Annotated in this window: 16 protein-coding genes and 1 tRNA gene; 5 read left to right on the forward strand and 12 right to left on the reverse strand. The window is 41.9% G+C overall.

Features of this window, described 5'->3' with window-relative positions; genetic code table 11:
- Positions 1-495 precede the first annotated feature (495 nt).
- On the reverse strand, positions 496-1,677 hold the full coding sequence (locus RG963_RS07065; RefSeq protein WP_310575570.1) for a hypothetical protein: 1,182 nt from the start codon (positions 1,675-1,677) through the stop codon (positions 496-498).
- A gap of 504 nt (positions 1,678-2,181) precedes the next feature.
- Complete coding sequence (locus RG963_RS07070) at positions 2,182-2,694, reverse strand: methyltransferase family protein (RefSeq protein ID WP_310575571.1); 513 nt, start codon at positions 2,692-2,694, stop codon at positions 2,182-2,184.
- A gap of 50 nt (positions 2,695-2,744) precedes the next feature.
- Between RG963_RS07070 and RG963_RS07075 the strand changes: the two genes are divergently transcribed.
- Together RG963_RS07075 and RG963_RS07080 are read left to right on the forward strand one after the other, a co-directional pair.
- Complete coding sequence (locus RG963_RS07075; protein WP_310575572.1) at positions 2,745-2,888, forward strand: hypothetical protein; 144 nt, start codon at positions 2,745-2,747, stop codon at positions 2,886-2,888.
- A gap of 60 nt (positions 2,889-2,948) precedes the next feature.
- Positions 2,949-3,359: a PaaI family thioesterase gene (locus RG963_RS07080; protein ID WP_310575573.1), complete on the forward strand. Its 411-nt coding sequence runs from the start codon at positions 2,949-2,951 to the stop codon at positions 3,357-3,359.
- Between the two features lie 158 nt (positions 3,360-3,517).
- Here the strand turns inward: RG963_RS07080 and RG963_RS07085 are convergent.
- Positions 3,518-3,589: transfer RNA gene (locus RG963_RS07085), tRNA-Gly, on the reverse strand.
- A 567-nt stretch (positions 3,590-4,156) separates the two neighbouring features.
- Here RG963_RS07085 and polX point away from each other — a divergent pair.
- Positions 4,157-5,911 (forward strand): DNA polymerase/3'-5' exonuclease PolX, encoded by a 1,755-nt coding sequence (polX, locus tag RG963_RS07090; RefSeq protein ID WP_310575574.1) that lies wholly within the window; start codon positions 4,157-4,159, stop codon positions 5,909-5,911.
- A gap of 367 nt (positions 5,912-6,278) precedes the next feature.
- Positions 6,279-7,541, forward strand: coding sequence for a diaminopimelate decarboxylase (locus tag RG963_RS07095; RefSeq protein WP_310575575.1), 1,263 nt, complete (start codon positions 6,279-6,281; stop codon positions 7,539-7,541).
- Positions 7,542-7,752: 211 nt separating this feature from the next.
- On the opposite strand, the gene RG963_RS07100 is transcribed toward RG963_RS07095, so the two are convergent.
- Positions 7,753-7,914, reverse strand: a complete 162-nt coding sequence (locus RG963_RS07100) for a hypothetical protein (protein ID WP_310575576.1) — start codon at positions 7,912-7,914, stop codon at positions 7,753-7,755.
- Between the two features lie 197 nt (positions 7,915-8,111).
- Here RG963_RS07100 and RG963_RS07105 point away from each other — a divergent pair, with 197 nt between their 5' ends.
- Positions 8,112-8,450: a winged helix-turn-helix domain-containing protein gene (locus tag RG963_RS07105; RefSeq protein WP_310575577.1), complete on the forward strand. Its 339-nt coding sequence runs from the start codon at positions 8,112-8,114 to the stop codon at positions 8,448-8,450.
- Between the two features lie 156 nt (positions 8,451-8,606).
- Here RG963_RS07105 and pscS read toward each other — a convergent pair whose 3' ends face one another.
- From pscS to cofD, 8 genes are all read right to left on the reverse strand, one after another.
- Complete coding sequence (pscS, locus tag RG963_RS07110; protein ID WP_310575578.1) at positions 8,607-9,767, reverse strand: O-phospho-L-seryl-tRNA:Cys-tRNA synthase; 1,161 nt, start codon at positions 9,765-9,767, stop codon at positions 8,607-8,609.
- Positions 9,768-10,092: 325 nt separating this feature from the next.
- Positions 10,093-10,371, reverse strand: coding sequence for a DNA-directed RNA polymerase subunit L (locus RG963_RS07115; protein WP_310575579.1), 279 nt, complete (start codon positions 10,369-10,371; stop codon positions 10,093-10,095).
- Positions 10,372-10,444: 73 nt separating this feature from the next.
- A complete protein-coding gene (locus RG963_RS07120; RefSeq protein WP_310575580.1) occupies positions 10,445-11,416 on the reverse strand; it encodes an exosome complex RNA-binding protein Csl4 in 972 nt (323 codons plus the stop codon).
- 288 nt (positions 11,417-11,704) lie between these two features.
- Entirely contained in the window at positions 11,705-12,298 is a 594-nt protein-coding gene (locus tag RG963_RS07125; RefSeq protein WP_310575581.1) for an METTL5 family protein, read from the reverse strand.
- 153 nt (positions 12,299-12,451) lie between these two features.
- Positions 12,452-13,459, reverse strand: a complete 1,008-nt coding sequence (dph2, locus tag RG963_RS07130; protein WP_310575582.1) for a diphthamide biosynthesis enzyme Dph2 — start codon at positions 13,457-13,459, stop codon at positions 12,452-12,454.
- A complete protein-coding gene (gene hpt / locus RG963_RS07135; protein ID WP_310575583.1) occupies positions 13,440-14,012 on the reverse strand; it encodes a hypoxanthine/guanine phosphoribosyltransferase in 573 nt (190 codons plus the stop codon). Before hpt ends, dph2 begins: the two co-directional genes overlap by 20 nt.
- Positions 14,013-14,454: 442 nt before the next feature.
- Entirely contained in the window at positions 14,455-15,624 is a 1,170-nt protein-coding gene (locus RG963_RS07140; RefSeq protein ID WP_310575584.1) for an FmdE family protein, read from the reverse strand.
- A 361-nt stretch (positions 15,625-15,985) separates the two neighbouring features.
- Entirely contained in the window at positions 15,986-16,909 is a 924-nt protein-coding gene (cofD, locus tag RG963_RS07145; RefSeq protein ID WP_310575585.1) for a 2-phospho-L-lactate transferase, read from the reverse strand.
- Positions 16,910-16,968: the final 59 nt, after the last annotated feature.

The following is a 16,968-nucleotide window of genomic DNA, read 5'->3' on the forward strand; positions in this document are numbered from 1 at the left end:
CCTATAAGCGATTACACCCATCAATTAAAATTGATAAATATACTTAGTCCTCTAGGAGCATTTATAGATAATCTTTAACAATTTATTTTAGCCGGACAATTTGTTTAACGCTGAACATACAATCAGAGAGAATAAATTGGAAAGCCTGATTTGAGATATCGAGCTTATCCCAAAAGCCATTTCATTTTTAATCATTGAGCTGGTTTCAAAATTCAGATTATCCATATTTTTGACCAAAAACAGGTATTCCAGTTCTGTTGATCTTGTTTATCTCCTCCGAATAAGATTCGAAAAGCAAATTTTGAGTTTTGGGATGAGCTCATAAGAAAACATCCACACAAAATAATGAACACCAGAAATAACCAGAAAAGAAAAGTAAAGCACTGTAAACTGTAGAATTACAAGCTTGCAGCCTCTACTTTTGAGCCGAAATCTCAAATCAAATGATAGAATACTATCACTTTATCCATGCTTCGTTAAACAAACATTTACCGATCAATAGTTAATCCTACTACTCATTCTTCCGGCTATGTCCGTGTTCTTGATCATAGTCGTGTTTCCAGTAATGTTGCATGTAATGGTTTTAGTCGTTATTTGAGTCATATCATCTATATTTCTGATTATAACCATTTTTCCTGTTATGTTATCCATTTTCCCGGCCATTTTGGTCATGTTATCCATTTTTTCGGCCATTCTAGTCATTTCTATGTCTTGGATTATAACAGTGCTTCCGTCCATTCCACTGATGTAATCCATTTTTTCGGCCATTCCCATGTTATCCATTTTTTCGGCCATTTCGGTCATGTTATCCATATCTTTGAATATAATCATGCTGCCGGTCATGTCACACATCATGGGCCTAGTTATATTATCCATTCTACCGGGCATGTTGTCCATTCTTCCGGACATGTTGTCCATTCTTCCGGACATGTTATCCATTCTTCCGGCCATTTCGTCCATACTACCCATGTTTCTGATTATAACCATTTTTCCAGTCAGATCACATGTTATGGTTCCAGTCATATTTCCGGCCATGAGCACAGTCATGTTTTCCATTCTTCCGGTCATATTTTCCATGTTTCCGGCCGTTCCGGTCATATTTTCCATGTTTCTAGTCATATCGCATGTCATGGTTCCGGTCATGTTTCCAACCATGACTATAGTCATGTTCTTCAGGATTCCGGCCATTCCAGGCATTTTGTCCATTCTTTCAGACATTCCAGACATGTTATCCATTCTTTCGGCCATTCCACCCATTTTTCCGAACATAACCACTTTTCCGGGCATATTATCCATTTTGCCGATCATAAGCGCTTTTTCGGTCATATTACCCATGTCTTTGATTATGACTACCTTTCCGACCACGTTACATGTCATAGGGCTGGTCATGTTACCCATGTTTCCGGTCATGGCTTCAGTTTGGTTTTCTGCCATGGTTCCAGTTTGAGTTTGGGTCATGTTTCCAAGCCGGGTTCCACCCATGGCTCCGGTAATATTATCCATACCGACCACAAATGCGTTTCCGGTCACGTTGCAGTTAATGGTTTTAGTTACATCTCCGGCCATGATTATACTCATGTCCTTCATATTTTCGGCCGTGTCAGTCTGCGCTTGCACAGATACAACAGACAACGTTAGGCATAACGCTAGCAGAGAAACTATTAATTTCAAATTCATTCTTTACCCCCCGTATGCGAGTTCGACCATTGGGTCGATCATATAGCTCAATTAAATAAAAATTAATTTAATATAAATCATCTGAATAATAAACCGTTCGCGTATAAATAATTAATCTATATTAACTATGAAGAACAGTCTGGTTTTAAGAAGCAATAGGCGTTTTAAAAGTAGTCATATTCCATATATTTATAGAGCTCGTCCCAAAACTCAAAATTGCTTCTCTGAATATTATATTCTGAATAATTAATAGAATTTCGGATCATGAAAATAGTTATGAAACTATTATTAGTTGAGAATAATATTGGTTTTGGGATGAGTTTATCATATGTAATAAACAGATATCGAGTAGCATACCCAAAAACCATAAAGAAAAATCGTATTTAATGCTTACCTTAAACTGTCTGTAATCCCGTTTTTTGCTTTCAAGCAAAACCTTGCCTGAGACTTATTTTGAACAATCTACCGCATTTATACATATTTTGATTCTTCCAGGTTTATTCTTCACCAGATAAACGGCACAAGCCGGTACCTTACCTTTTTCGCATATTCTTTATATCCTGAAAGCTCCTTGTAGAGCAGCCTGTCTTCAAAGTATGTACGAAAAACAAAAGCAACAGCAAGTAACAGTACAGGGATCAACCCGTAAAGGGAGACAATGATAAATGGAGTGCAACCGTAAAATAGAATCATGCCGGCATAGCCCGGATGCCGGACAATAGAATAAGGCCCTGTGGAAACAACCTTGCGGCCCCTCTCCTTTTGGACCCGGACTGTCGTTTCAAAAAGCTTGTCCCACCACTTCATTTCTCCTAGGATCATTCCACTACAGGCACTGATAATCTCCGGATTTAACTTGAGAAAAAGAACCATATTGAAAAATAACGAGACGAGATAAAGGCTGAAGAAAATCCATGCCCTTGACAGGTCAAGCCTACCAGCAGAAAAAAGAACAATACCATCATGAAGAATAGGCTCCCTATAACCTGTGCGGCCCTCCTGGCAACTGCCTTCCAAAATACTGCATTCTTTTCCACCATATTCTCCCCAAAAAGGGATTATTTTTTGTGCTCAAAAAGATTTGGACAGCTAAATTCAGGGCTCGGCAGGAATATAAATTCCTTAAACGGAAAATTTTGGAGGGAAGTGATGCAGGGAAGGAAAAAGGAATGGAGCTGGTCATCTCCCAGATTGCAGTTCAGTATGCATAACTTTAATTAAAAATATGGAGAATAGAGCACGACTTTACTGACGATAGCCGGAGTTATTATATGGAAAATATCAAAGAATTTTTTAAGAAAGATAATTTCGCTGCAATTTCAGGAATAGAACTGCTTGAAGTTTCTCCAGGATATGCAAAAGCCACGATAAATATAGAAGAAAAACACCTTAACGCCCTGAAGACTGTTCAGGGAGGTGCATTATTTACTCTTGCAGATCTTACTTTTGCTGCGGCATCAAATGCTTATGGCACTGTTGTTGTTGCTATTAATGCAAATATCTCTTTCGTAAAAGCCGCAACAGGCAAGACCCTCATAGCCGAAGCAAAAGAAACGTCAATAAACCCTAAAATTTCAACGTATACGGTAAACATAACTGATGATAAAGGAGATCTTGTGGCAATATTTCAGGGAATGGGCTACAGGAAAAAAGCTTCACTTGATGACATTTCCTGCATTTAAATTCAACATGAGATATCTCAGTAGGAAATATTTCAGTAGAAAGTCTAGCTGGAAAAGAGCATTTTCAGAAGGTTTTCTGCAAAAATACTTTTTTAAATTTCAAGAGTGGAAATGATATATGCCACTGCCTTATTAAAAAGAGCTAAAAGAGTTTTCAATGCGACTGCCGGGATTCGAACCCGGGTTCTAAGCTTGGGAAGCTCAGGTCATAGCCACTAAACCACAGTCGCGCAAGGATGTAAAGAAGTGAGATGTATTCTTCTCATGCATCTTTTAGATATTAAAGGTTTCGGTAATGAGTAGAGGATGGCGAGGATAGCTGTTTTAATAGGAAGAATGAAAAGGTTTTAGTTCTGAAATTTGAGGATGCAAAGCGATAAAGATCAGGGGATGGAATAAGAGGTAGAGAAAAATATCAAGGCGTTTTGTCGGAGATAGGACACTGGCTCGGTTAATGGAGCTTGCAGAACTTTTTGAGGAAATTGAAAAGATTACATCTCATAAGGAGATAGTCCGAAAAATTGCTAATTTTTTTTAGGAGCTGGAAGTAAAGGAAATTGCATATATTTTTCTAGGGAGAATAAGGCCTGCCTTTGAAAGCATGACACTTTAAATCGGGAACAAGCTTGCTTTAAAAGCTATTGAAGGGGCATACGGAGTTTCCGAAGAGGAAGTTAAACAAAGGTATTCAGGGATAGGGGATCTTAGGGGATGTGGTATTTGAGTTAAACGAGAGAAAAAGGGAGAAGGGAGAAAAAAGGAATAGAAAAAGAGAGTAAAAGGGAAGGGGGAAACCATTGAAAAATCGCGAGATTGCCGAATTACTTTACGAAGCTGCTGACATTCTTGAATACCAGCAGGTAGAATGGAAACCAAGAGCTTACCGGAAAGCAGCTCAGATGATAGAGAATCTCGGGGAAGATATCAAAAAAATCTATGAAAGAAGCGGAAAAGACGGGCTGACTGAAATTCCGGGCATAGGAGAATCCATCGCCGATCACATTGCCGAGTATCTCGAAACCGGCAAGGTGGAAAAATTTGAAAAACTTAAAGGGAAAGCTCCTTCAGGCACTGCGGAACTGATGGAAATCAGGGGTATTGGGGCGAAGAAAATGAAAAAGCTTGCCGACGCCTTTGGGATAATGAATGTTTCAGACCTCAAAGAAGCAATTAATGCACACAAACTCAGGAAACTGGAAAACTTCGGAGAAAAAAGCGAAGAAAATCTTGCAAGGGCAGTTGAGCAGTATGAAAAAAGTCATTCCAGGATAGCTCTCGGAAAGGCGCTTCCGCTTGCAGACGAAATCATATCAGCCTTAAAAGCCAGGTGTAAGAGCGCTAGATGTAAAGTAGATCTCGCAAAGATAATCTACACAGGCTCACTTCGCAGGCTGAGGGAAACAATCGGGGATATTGATATCCTTGCAGAAGCAGAAAAAGAAGAGGCATTGAAGGTAATGGATGCCTTTGTCTCCCTTCCGGACGTCGAAGAGGTTGTCTTAAAAGGCAGTACAAAAAGCAGTATAATCCTGAAAGAAGGGACAGCTATTGACCTGAGAGTAGTCACACCCGAAAGTTACGGAGCAGCACTTCAATATTTTACGGGCTCAAAGGAGCATAATATAGAACTTAGAAATATTGCAATCAAAAAAGGCTATAAACTCTCCGAATATGGGCTGTATTCAAAAGAGTCAGAAAAACAGATTGCAGGCAAAAGCGAAGAGGAAATTTATGAGAAACTGGGCCTTGTGTATATCCCACCCGAACTTAGGGAAAGCCGGGGAGAAATTAAAGCCGCTGCAAAAAATGCCCTTCCTAAACTTATAGAGGTAGGTGATCTCAGGGGAGACATCCATATGCATACAAACTATAGCGAAGGGAAAGAGAGCCTTGAAACCATGATCGGAGAAGCAGAAGCCCTTGGTTATGAGTATATAGCAGTCACTGACCATTCTCGTTCCCAGAGGATTGCCAGCGGTATGGAAATCGAAAAATTAAAAGCCCAATGGTATGAAATTGATAAACTTTCAAAACGTTTCAAGATAAAAATCCTCAAAGGTTCTGAGGTTGAGATCCTGAAAGACGGAAGCCTGGACTATCCGGATGAAGTCCTCAAAGAACTTGATATTGTAGTAGGAGCTGTGCATTCAGGCTTCTCAGCTCCTGAAAAAAAGATGACCGAACGAATAGTTTCTGCTATCGGAAACAGGTATCTTGATATTCTCGCCCATCCATCAGGCAGGCTGCTTGGAAAAAGAGAAGCTTATGCGGTTAATTTTGAAAATGTTTTTGAAGCTGCGGCTGCAAACGGAAAGGTGATGGAAATAAACAGCCAACCGTCGAGGCTTGACCTTAACGACGAGCTTATCCTGCGAGCAAAGAATTTTGGGCTGAAGTTCTGTATCTCTACGGACAGCTACACTATTTCAGACCTTGCATCCATGAGGTACGGGCTCGGGCAGGCACGAAGGGGCTGGCTCGAAAAAGAGGATGTTGTAAATACATATCCTTACTCAAGGCTTAAAGAAGTATTCAAAAAAATCAAGCACTGACCCTGATTATACCTTCCAATGTAAATATTCATACATATTAACTTCAGGTTCTGTAACCATGGAAAACACCTACAGGCCGGAAAAATTGTTTCACTATTTACAAATCAGTCCTCTTGAGAGACGCGAAAAACAACATCGTTTATCCCATAAATTAGTCCTCTCGAGCGCAGCTCAGTATCTTTAATATAAACCAGTCCGCTTGAGCGAGCGAAGCGAGTGAAACGGACCCCGTGCTCCCGAAACGGAACTCGGGAAGGACAGCGTACTCCCGAGGCGCAATTCGGGAATCGGAGAAAGACTAATAAAGGAGTAAAAGTTCAAATTAGTACAAAATCCATTAAACAAAAAACAGGTAAAAGGTAATAATATGGTTTCAAAGGACCTTCCCTTCACCAAAAAGGATATTCTGGAAATAACAAAACAGTACCCTACCCCGTTTCATATTTACGATGAAAAAGCCATTCTGGAAAATGCGCGGAGAATGAAAGCAGCTTTCAGGGAAGTTCCCGGTTTTAAAGAGTTTTTCGCTGTAAAAGCCCTTCCAAACCCTTTTATTCTCAAAATCCTCAAAGAGGAGGGATTCGGTGCTGATTGTAGTTCTTTACCTGAGCTAATTCTTGCTGAAAAAGCGGGAATGGCTGCTGAAGACATTATGTTCAGCTCAAATGATACCCCCTCTGACGAGTTCATAAAGGCAAAAGAACTTGGAGCTTACATAAACCTTGATGACATAAGCCATATTGACTACCTTGAGAAATATGCAGGGCTTCCGGAAATCGTTTGCTTCAGGTACAATCCGGGCCCCCTTAAGGGAGGAAATTCCATCATAGGAAAGCCGGAAGAAGCAAAGTATGGCTTTACAAGAGACCAGCTTTTTGAAGGCTACCGTATACTCAGGAATAAGGGAGTGAAGCGTTTCGGAATACACACAATGGTAGCCTCGAACGAATTAAACCCTGATTACTTTGTTGAAACCGCAAGAATCCTTTTCGAACTAATAGTTGAAATCACAAAGGAACTGGATATAAGGTTTGAATTTGTGAACCTGGGCGGAGGCATAGGGATTCCCTACAGGCCAGATCAGGAACCTGTCTCCTTCGAAGCCGTGGCAAAAGGCACCAGAGAAGCCTATGAAGCCACAATCAAAGCTAACGGACTTTATCCGCTCAAAGTCTTCCTGGAATGCGGCCGTGTGATCACAGGCCCTTACGGATACCTCATTTCTCAGGTAAGGCACCTAAAACATACCTACAAAGACTATGTTGGGATGGATTCCTGTATGGCCAACTTAATGCGCCCCGGAATATACGGAGCCTACCACCACATAACCGTACTCGGAAAAGAAAATGAAACTCCTGTCCGTAAGTATGACGTAACCGGCTCCCTTTGTGAAAACAACGATAAGTTTGCAATCGACAGGCAGCTTCCTGAGATAGAAATCGGGGATATCCTTGCAATTCATGACACCGGAGCTCATGGGCATGCAATGGGTTTCAATTACAATGGAAAACTCCGTTCGGCCGAACTCCTTCTCAGAAAGGACGGAAGTGTTGTGCAGATCAGGAGAGCCGAAACCATTGAGGATTACTTTGCAACCCTCGATTTCGAAGCCCTGAAAGACTTCAGGTGAGAAAAATTCTCCAGTGAAAACAAGAAAAACGTTCCGAAAGGGATCTCATAAAGACAGGTCAGCAGCAGAAAAATTTCACTGCTGCGCCTGAATTAACCTTTTCTTTATACTGAATTTGTCTTTATACTCAATTTATGTAAAAAATAGAAAAAGAGGTTTACTCCTTAACTTTTCTTGTGGATTCCCGGTCAAAAAAGATATTTTTTTTTCATTAACGCTCAAAGGAAGCCCCATTGATATGTCTGCTTCTATCATTTTGAAGTAGCAGGCTGCAGCCCCAGAGGAGAAAGGATACGGTTGCCGATAAAGAGGGCGCCTTTGCCTGTGCTGCTGCCGAGCCCACCGCAATCCCGATGTCAAGATACTTGATCATGCACTGGGGCCAAGAATCTATTTCTGCACTTTTCCCTATTCAAGCATTTCTTTGCAGGTTCCAAATCCGCAGGCACCACAGTTCAGATTGCTCACGCCGGAAACTTTCAACCCTGAAGGGGTTGTTTTACAATTCTCATAATTCTCGCTTTTTGCAAACTTATTTAGATACTCAGGCCAATATAATAATGATCAGCAATGACCCCCGAGGAAGCCGCAAAAAGAAAAGGAGAATGGGTTGCAAAGATGAAACTGGAAGGCAGGATGAAAGAGGATATGACCGAAGACCACAAGTCCTGCCTTAATGCCCTTCAGAACCCTGTCCGAAGGAACATCCTTAAAGCCCTGATAGAGCAAAAGAAGTCCCTGGAAGAAATAAAAGCCGAATTCAAGCTCACGGACTCCCAGACAAGTTACAACCTTAATATGCTCGAAAGCACCCTCTGTATAGAAAAGGAGGAAAGCGAAGGAGTTACATATTATGTCCTCACTCCCAGAGGAGAAGGATACGTGGAAAACGTTGAGTTGAAAAAGTAAAAGCAGATCGATTCAACAGATGAATTCCGGAAAGATGCATTTTATGCTCCGAAATCTCTGAATTTATCGGCTTCAAAAAATATTAAAGATGCCGGAGACTCGGAACCAACGGTTTCGATTTTCTCGGGCATCAGCTATGATCAGGTTTAAATGGACTTAAACGTCCTCGTACTTTTTCAAGATATCTGCAAAGGCATCTGCGACAGCTTCCAGCTTTTCCTTACCGAGCCCGAAAGTGCTGAGTTTGAAATATTTGGTGAGCCCGGACTTTATACCATGTATATTGCGTTCTTTGAGTTCCCTGTAAAGGAAGTACCTGCCACTCTTTACCTTCTCTGATATCTCAAAGAAACGAGGGGCTTCGAAGAACATAAGGTCATGGGAATGGGGTTTCTGCCCGCGCTGGATAAAGCCCATGTCCTCAAGCCGTGCAGAGAACCAGCGGGCGTTTTCGACCTCCTGGTCCCAGTTCCGGACACGTTTTACTACGTCAGGGAAAGAGGCAATAAGGGTCATAACTGTAGCACCCCTTGCAGTGCACCCGAGAAGCTCGACTTCTTTTACCTTGCTGTGTACGGATTTTCTTAATACGACAGGGGCATATTCTTCACTTACCCCGAGCACTCCAACAGGTCCTGATGCAGCCATGGACTTATGCCCGCTACCTACAATAAAGTCGGCACCGATTTCCTTTGCGGATATTGGCATTCTTCCGACTGCGTATGCCCCATTCAGGAGAAGGGGAACATCGTATTCATGACAGACAGATGCAATCTTTCTAGCGTCAGGCAGATTTCCGTAGCTTCCGTCAGGGTACGTTACAAGTGCAAGAACAGGCGGTTTTCCGCTTTCCCTTATAACCTCTTCGATTGCCTTGCCATATCCTTCAGGATCAAGACGATAATCGGGGCTGCCTGAATGAGGTGTGACTTTGATATTCAGACCTGCTCTTTCGGCTGCAACATAAGAAGAGTAATGAGCAAGTCCGTCAAGCACAATCCAGTCTCCGGGCTTCCCCATAGAATGCATTATAGCAAACTTGGATTCCCGTGCCCCGTTTGTGACCCTTGCCTCATCACAGCCAAGGAATTCAGGGAGAGCCTGGTGTACGAAATCATGAATCGGAGGCTTTTTTATCTGGTCAAGAACTCCTCCGCAGAAATCACATACCGAATACCCGTCTCCCCATTCTACAAGAGCCTGTTTTGCAGTATCTGTCAAAATCCCGCCTGTCTGAAGAGGGTCGATATTTATGCTGCCCAGGGTTTCCCTCTTTATAAAACCGAACTTCTGAAGGGATGAGTCATCAAGTTTCATTTTATTTCATACCTCAATGTTAACTGTAGGTTTGGTTTATGATTATTAAGTTACAAATACTGATTTATGGTTCATCAGGCTAACAAGAGCCGGCATATTCTGTCCGGTTTAATGCTTCTAGCCAAATTGCCGCATTTGAGAGTCCTTATTTCCCCAGGATACGCATAGAATTCATAAAAAAGTATTCCAAAAATCCCTGAAATTCAAAGAGAGCAAAAGCTCACTGGAAAAACTACCAGAAATTCTCAACCGGAAAAGTTCAGATTACCGGAAAAGGAGAGCAGAACGCCTTTAAGAAGACGTTATGCAGCCATTTCAAGGAATTTCAGGCGTTTACTGCCTTGCTAAAGACATCAGTAAATTCGTCACACTGAGCAATAATTATCGAAGCAGCGTCCTTTAAGACCTCGATAGGGTTCGTACCATCGGTTTTGATGTAAAGGATCGGGTCACTAATGCTCACGTGTTTCATATCATAAAAGGCGATCTCAACTCTCTCATCTTTGATCAGGAGGTCCTTAAGCATATTGAGAAGGGTATGTGTCTCGCCTTTGAGCTCAACTTCAAGCTCGTTATCTGTTTTAGAGAGAATGTTCAGTTCCATTGGTGATCACCTGTAAATGGTGAGTAATAATAATCGATTGTGCAGAAACCCATACCAATAGGGAGAAAGAAATTTATTTTATCCCTTTCCCGTACTCGGTTGAGATCTTGCGGGTTTCAGTCATATTGCATGCCGGACATTTAAGCTTTTTCCCTTCCAGCACCAGTTCCCCTCTGCAATTTGAGCAGTAGGCTTTCACAACTCCGAGAGAATCCTCAGCTGTTGTCAGGCGAATTCTCTCAGTGTCGACGACTCTGGCCCTGATTATATCAGAGGGCCTGAACTCATCTGCAAGTCTCTTAACGTAAGAGTCCCTCACATTTGACACGTGGATATCCCCGAGCCGTGAATTGACAACTTCCCTGTCTTCTTTGCCTTCAATTCCTGCAATTTCTACCATTGCCCCGGATTCGCGCACATCAGTTATCTTGCCATACAAGATATCTCCTATTTTAAGGATATTCGGAGTGAGTGTGTTTGGCTTAACCGAAACTATTCTGGCTTTCCTATCAATAATTACATTCCCGGTAGCTGTAGAGTAAATATCTCCGGCAGATATGGTTGTTCCTGCTCCCGGCTTGAACTCCTCTGTGGTTCCAACAAGTTCTCCAGGGAGAACAAAGCTTCCTTTTTCAAGATCTTCTTCCGGTGTTTCTACTTCGCGCGGCACCCTGGAGCCAGGCATATCCATTCTTTCCCTTGGAGCTTTTTTCGAGTAAGGAAGCCTTCTTTTTTTATTCTGGTCTCCCCTGAACTGGTCCTTCGACTGTTCCCTGGGCTGAGCCTTGAACTGCTCCCTGGATTGTTCTCTGGGCTGACTTTTAAACTGCCCCCGGGATTGTTCCCTGGGCTGAGCCTTGAATTGCTCCCGAGATTGTTCCCTGGGCTGACTTTTAAACTGGTCTCTCGACTGACCTTTGAATTGGTCCCTGGACTGCTCCCTGCTTTCTGAAGAGATTTGAGCCGCCTTTTCGGCAAGTGGCTTTCCTTCGCTCGGACCAGTCAATTTCTTTCTCGTAGTTTTATTTTTTCGGATTCTAATCATGATCCCTCATTCGAATTATCGTTAGTAATCAATATAAATCGCAATCGCAGTAACTACCAAAATATTATAGAATGCTGGCAGCTTCCAATCGACAGATAATCAGCCTCAGGGGGAGAATAGATTATCATGTTCGTATTCCTGCCCAATTTATCCCTATAGACGCACAGTATAGTTGGATATATAGGCATACTTGTTTAAGCATGTGTTTATTATTCACCTTTTTGAAATAAAGCCCTGAAGACATAGCATTATAAAATGTGATGCCGTAAACGGCACTCAACTTGGAATTTATTTAGAGACTGTAATCCTGTAAATTTCTACTTCAATAACCTCTCTTTCTTTTTTATGAAAGTCGAAGGTTCGTTTTAGAGGAAATTTTGCAACGTAAGAATGTGTAATGACCGCAGGCTTAATGAACTTTTGGATAAAAGCAAGGCTTCCGCGGTTGTGAATTGAATATATCACTTCACTTGTTCTTAATGCTGACGAAAGAAAAGGCCTGTCCCTGCCCTTTACTCTTGCCCCGAAAGGGGGATTCATAAGCGTGGTTTTTACATGACCTATAACGTCGGCAATATCCGTGGATACGAACTCGACTTCTACTCCAAGTTTTCTAGCATTTATTTTTGCAATTTCAAGCGCTTTCGGATCCGTATCATACCCTAAGACCGTTCTGGCTCCCAGAAGCTTTGCCCCGATTGCAAGGATTCCGGTACCGCAGCCCAGATCCTGGACAGAATCGTCAAGGTCACCTTGCATGTAAGCAAAGTGCAGGATTTCCGCAGCCAGGGGAGAAGGAGTCTGGTACTGTTCCAGCTCAAGTTCATGATCGGAAAAATCTTCCACTTCTTCAAGCAGTATCTCAAGTTTTCTTTGTTTCATTTAATCGACTTTAGTTTTCAATATATACATGCTATACATGCTTTATATAAATATTTCAGAATTTTATATTTTATAAAATTTCCTGTAAAAAGCCCTTAGCAAATTCTTCTACATCCTGCAGCTTTTTTACCATTGGAATCTGTAGGTAAAAGGTCACACAGGTTCCTCGGTAATTTCATCAAGCACAAGCTTTTCCCATTCCCTTTCTCCAAGTACGATTTCAAACTCTTGAGGCGTAAGCATAGGGGAGGGAAAACGCCCTACTTCATCAACGGCAAGCCTCGGGCAGGCAGTATTTACGAAAGCGTCCACCTTGAACTGGAGAAGCTGGTCAGGAGTTACAAGATCAATCAGGATCAAATATGCCTCTTTTCCATGCTTTTCAGCACTCTCTTTTAAAGAAGAAGCCAGTTTCATCCTTTCCTGCCCGTTTTTGCTTGAGACTATAATCCCGAAAACCCTTGCATCCAGGGACTTTGCAATTACCGCACTCCGCTGGCGAAGAACTCTTGAAGGATCGACCTCTCGGACTTCCCCGGAAAAAGGATCGGCTGCAAGGACACGCTTTTTTGTGGAAAGAGCCACGCCTAAAGGATGGAAATCCCCACTTCCGATATATAGGTATTCATCACAAACTTCGTCCCTGGCAACCGAAAAATTACAGCCCAGTACCTGCCCGGGATACGCGATCCTGGAGTCCCCACGTCCGATCACGCAGGTCTTTCCACTGGTTTCGAGAACAGCACATGCATCCGGGAGTTTGTGGACGTGCTGAACAGTAGTGATCAGCCCTATAATCTGCCCTTTAAGTTCAGGGACTGCTTTTTCAACAACAGGCCGAATATCAACTGCGGAGCGCGTTTCTATGAAATAGACCTTATCTGAAAGTTTCGTATCCTCAAGTTCTGCATGCCCGAAATGGAAAAGAATATCCACATGCTCCAGCAAGGTCCTGTCCAGGTCACATGCTCCAAAGCAGGGGTCTCCGGAAATAAGAACCTCAGCGCCTGTAGCTTCTTCAATCTTTTTTGCGAGTTTCGGACCTTTTCTTTTGAGTCCCTCAGGAAACTGGAAACCTACGGTTTTTGCACCCAGTTTCCTTATTACATTGATAATATAGTCAGGCCTTAAGTCAAACGCTTCACTGGTCCCCAAAGACATGCTTAATCTCCACACCTTTCTCGCCCACATCAATTGTGACGAGAATCTTGGGCTCAACCCCGAGTTCCTTTAATTTTAAATAGCCATCTCCACGGCCGATAACGGAAATTACATCAAGAACCTCTACACCTATAGTTTTTAGCGCTTTTACGAGTGCGAGCAGCGTTCCACCAGTACTGATTACATCATCCACAATAATTATTCGGTCACCTCTTTTGAGCCCGTTTATATAGAGTACACCTTTCGAATACCCTGTGCTCTGAGACAGTTCCACTTCTCCTTCAAGGAAATAAGGGCGTTTTCGAACAATAGTCAAAGGAATCCCTGTTTTCAGGGAAAGAGCATTTGCCACAGGAATACCCATAGCCTCTACCGTAAGAATAGTGTCAACCCGTTTCATATCGGTAATCTTGTTGATATAATCGGAAATCTCCTCAACCAGGCGGGGGTCTATTGAGGGTACACCATCAGAGATCGGATGGATAAAGTAATTATATTCTCCTCGCTTGATCACAGGAGAATTAATGAGGGAGCTTTTCAGTCTTTCAAGCATGGTATTAACTCTTTTTGGCTGTTGCGATATTCCTGTAAGTAAAGAATCCCATTTAAAGAATTCTGTCCAAAGAATTCTGTAATATTATCCGGCAATCAAGAGTACATTGTATCCAGTCAGCAAGCAGGCGCATGCAAACACGTTATGGAAGGTAGATCTACTTTAGAAAAAAATGTTGAAGCATAAAATATAACTTTAGCTGTCCTAATGTGTGCATGCCTTATTCAACAGGATGACTTATAATAAATAATCATGTCAGTGTTAATAAATTTAAAGATACAGGTAAAGGAGAATCCAGAGAATTAGACGGCTTGAAGAAGCTCCAGATGTAAAAGAAGGAGGAGAAATAAAAAAGAAAAAAAAGAGAAAACAAAAAGGAATTAAAAAAGGAAGAGTAAAAAAGAAAAAAGGAAGATTATCGGAAGCTGTCAACTGTATCAGATCAGGCTTTCTGACCGGGTTTGGATTCATTAGTCCAGTTACCGACTCCATAAATTCCGTTCTTAGAGGGATTAATAATCTCTGTTGGATTCAGCAACCCAAGAACTATATAGGGATTGGTGTTTGCCTGTTTCATTTCATTCAAAGTATCGGCATCAATGTCAACGACTGAAATTACCGAAATAAGTCCCTCTGTATCCCAATTTTCTTTGTCCATAAGCCAGAGATCCATCAAATATTTTGAAACCCATGCCGGATCATCTGCTTTTGCTCCGCATTCCGCACGGACAATATCAAAATCAAACCCAAGAACCACAGCCTTCATAGTCTCGGTATTTTTATCCGTAACCACGAAAATTCCGGCAGTAGAGTTTCCGATTTTTTCTAATTCTTCATCCGTTAGTGAGGATACCCAAACTCCTCCTTTCCCAGGAGTTGCGTCCCAGCGCTTTACGAAAACGTCTTCTTTGCACCAGTTAGGGCAGGAGAAAACAGTGTAACTTACTCCTTTCTTAAGTGGATAATTTTCTTCTATCCAGTTTGCAAGCACATAACCGCTGGAAATCCCTGGACAGAAGTGGTTGTGCAGTTCCAGGCACTGCATAAGCTCATAATCGAGCTCACCGGTAGCCCAGGCATTAGAAATCGTAAGAATGGCAAACTCGCGCCCGTCAAATACCGTTTCATTTACTTTTTCATTCCAGGCAGCTCTTGATTCCGGGCTTTTCGAAAGCATACAAAAGTCTATGTTTTCCGTTACCTGGTAGCTGACCTCACTTTCGTTTTCATAAGAGACCTCGATATAAGTGCAGTTCCCGCTGAATTTATCGAAGAATGCAAACCACAGAGGACTATTCCTTGAGTTCTGGACAGTGAGAAGATTTTTTGTGTACTGAAGGTCCCTGTCATAAAACTCTGAGTAGAAATCGTCCAGGAAAACATAAGACTCTGCAGGAGAGCCTATATCCGTAATAATAAGTGTGTCTTCTGGTCCAATACCTCCAAGGTCTGCTTCGGCTGCATCAAAGACCTGAGCCATTAACTCCGATTTATTAACCTCAGCTGCCATCCCTGGAATAGAACCAAGGGAAATAACAAGCGCTGCTAGGAAAACGAAACTGATGAATTTTGCTTTGATTCTCTTTATATTAATCATGTTTATTCCAATCATATTTTTTCCTCTAACTCATTAAGTCAGACTTAGTTGTAATTTGACAAAAAAAGCGACATTTAACTGAAAATAGCGCAGAATAAATAAGACAAAGTTTAAATTTAATGTTTTTTAGTGTTACAAAAGAGAAAGTAAGTATTACATAAAAGTTTCTAATTTTGTTAACGCTGAAAACAGATGAAAAAAATATTAAACAGGGCACATGAGAAGTAAAAAAAGAGGAAAAATAAAAGGGGAGTAAAAAGGAATAAACAATAAAAGAAAAAAAGAAGGATAAGGGAAGAAAAAGAAGTAGAAAAGGAGTAAAAAGAAAAATCAAATAGAAATTTAAGAAACTAGAACTAAGAAATTAATTAGAAAATCAAACAATAGTATCAAAAAGCCCTGTTACAAACTCTGCCAGTTCCCTGCTTTTTTCAGTTGAGGTCATGAGGGTGTCAACACGGGAGGCACGGCATCCGAGTCTCTCAAATGCGAATTCATCTGCCAGATCCCTTTCATCGAAAACAAAAACATCCAGAAAGTCCTGATAATATTCCGCAACTCCCATGGAAGAGATCTCAAGCCCGCATGCCTGCATCAGTTTTCCAGCAGGTCCACTGACAGGAGCATTGCCAATGATTGGGCTGACTGCCACGACGTTTTTCTTCGCCAGCAGTTCCTTCATGCCTGGCAGGGAAATAATGGGACCTATACTCGTGATCGGGTTACTTGGCCCTATAAGGACATTGTCGTCATTATCCAGGGCTTCGAGTACCTTTGGAGAAATTGGAGCTTCGGAAACTCCCTTTATGTCAACTCCCAGTACTTCGGGTTCTCCATGTTTCCCGACCCAGAAGTCCTGAAAATGCATGACTCCTTCAAGAGTTTCTATATAAGTGGAGACAGGATCGTCAGACATGGGCAAAATCTGTGCATCAATTCCTAAAATAGACGCAAATTTTAAAGTTGCTTCTGTAAGGGATACTCCACCCCGGATCAGATCCGAGCGGATAATATGGGTTGCTCTGTCCCTGTCCCCAAGTTTCATGCTTTCCCAGACTCCCAGTTCCTGCATGCGTTCATGAGTCTGAAAGGTGTCGTTTTTTATTCCCCACCATTTGTTCCTGTCTATCTGGTCTGAGAACAGATAGAGCACCGTATCCAGATCGGGACAAATAAGATTTCCCGAAACCCAGAGATCTTCTGCAGTGTTTACAACAACAGTCAGTTCCTCCGGTGGGAGGATTTCCTTAAGTCCGTCAAGGAGCTTTGGAGTTCCGGTGCCGCCTGAAAATATAATCATGAGAATACCTCTTCCGGTTTTTGTCCAACTTTCGGGTAGCGGGTTTTCTGCAAAATTTA

Source organism: Methanosarcina baikalica, from assembly GCF_031461075.1.
GTDB lineage: Archaea > Halobacteriota > Methanosarcinia > Methanosarcinales > Methanosarcinaceae > Methanosarcina > Methanosarcina baikalica.

Coding starts and splice junctions, on each gene's coding strand:
- RG963_RS07065 (WP_310575570.1), bottom strand. CDS start 1,677: ATGAATTTGAAATTAATAGTTTCTCTGCTAGCGTTATGCCTAACGTTG.
- RG963_RS07080 (WP_310575573.1), top strand. CDS start 2,949: ATGGAAAATATCAAAGAATTTTTTAAGAAAGATAATTTCGCTGCAATT.
- RG963_RS07095 (WP_310575575.1), top strand. CDS start 6,279: ATGGTTTCAAAGGACCTTCCCTTCACCAAAAAGGATATTCTGGAAATA.
- RG963_RS07100 (WP_310575576.1), bottom strand. CDS start 7,914: ATGATCAAGTATCTTGACATCGGGATTGCGGTGGGCTCGGCAGCAGCA.
- RG963_RS07105 (WP_310575577.1), top strand. CDS start 8,112: ATGACCCCCGAGGAAGCCGCAAAAAGAAAAGGAGAATGGGTTGCAAAG.
- pscS (WP_310575578.1), bottom strand. CDS start 9,767: ATGAAACTTGATGACTCATCCCTTCAGAAGTTCGGTTTTATAAAGAGG.
- RG963_RS07115 (WP_310575579.1), bottom strand. CDS start 10,371: ATGGAACTGAACATTCTCTCTAAAACAGATAACGAGCTTGAAGTTGAG.
- RG963_RS07120 (WP_310575580.1), bottom strand. CDS start 11,416: ATGATTAGAATCCGAAAAAATAAAACTACGAGAAAGAAATTGACTGGT.
- RG963_RS07125 (WP_310575581.1), bottom strand. CDS start 12,298: ATGAAACAAAGAAAACTTGAGATACTGCTTGAAGAAGTGGAAGATTTT.
- dph2 (WP_310575582.1), bottom strand. CDS start 13,459: ATGTCTTTGGGGACCAGTGAAGCGTTTGACTTAAGGCCTGACTATATT.
- hpt (WP_310575583.1), bottom strand. CDS start 14,012: ATGCTTGAAAGACTGAAAAGCTCCCTCATTAATTCTCCTGTGATCAAG.
- RG963_RS07140 (WP_310575584.1), bottom strand. CDS start 15,624: ATGATTGGAATAAACATGATTAATATAAAGAGAATCAAAGCAAAATTC.
- cofD (WP_310575585.1), bottom strand. CDS start 16,909: ATGATTATATTTTCAGGCGGCACCGGAACTCCAAAGCTCCTTGACGGA.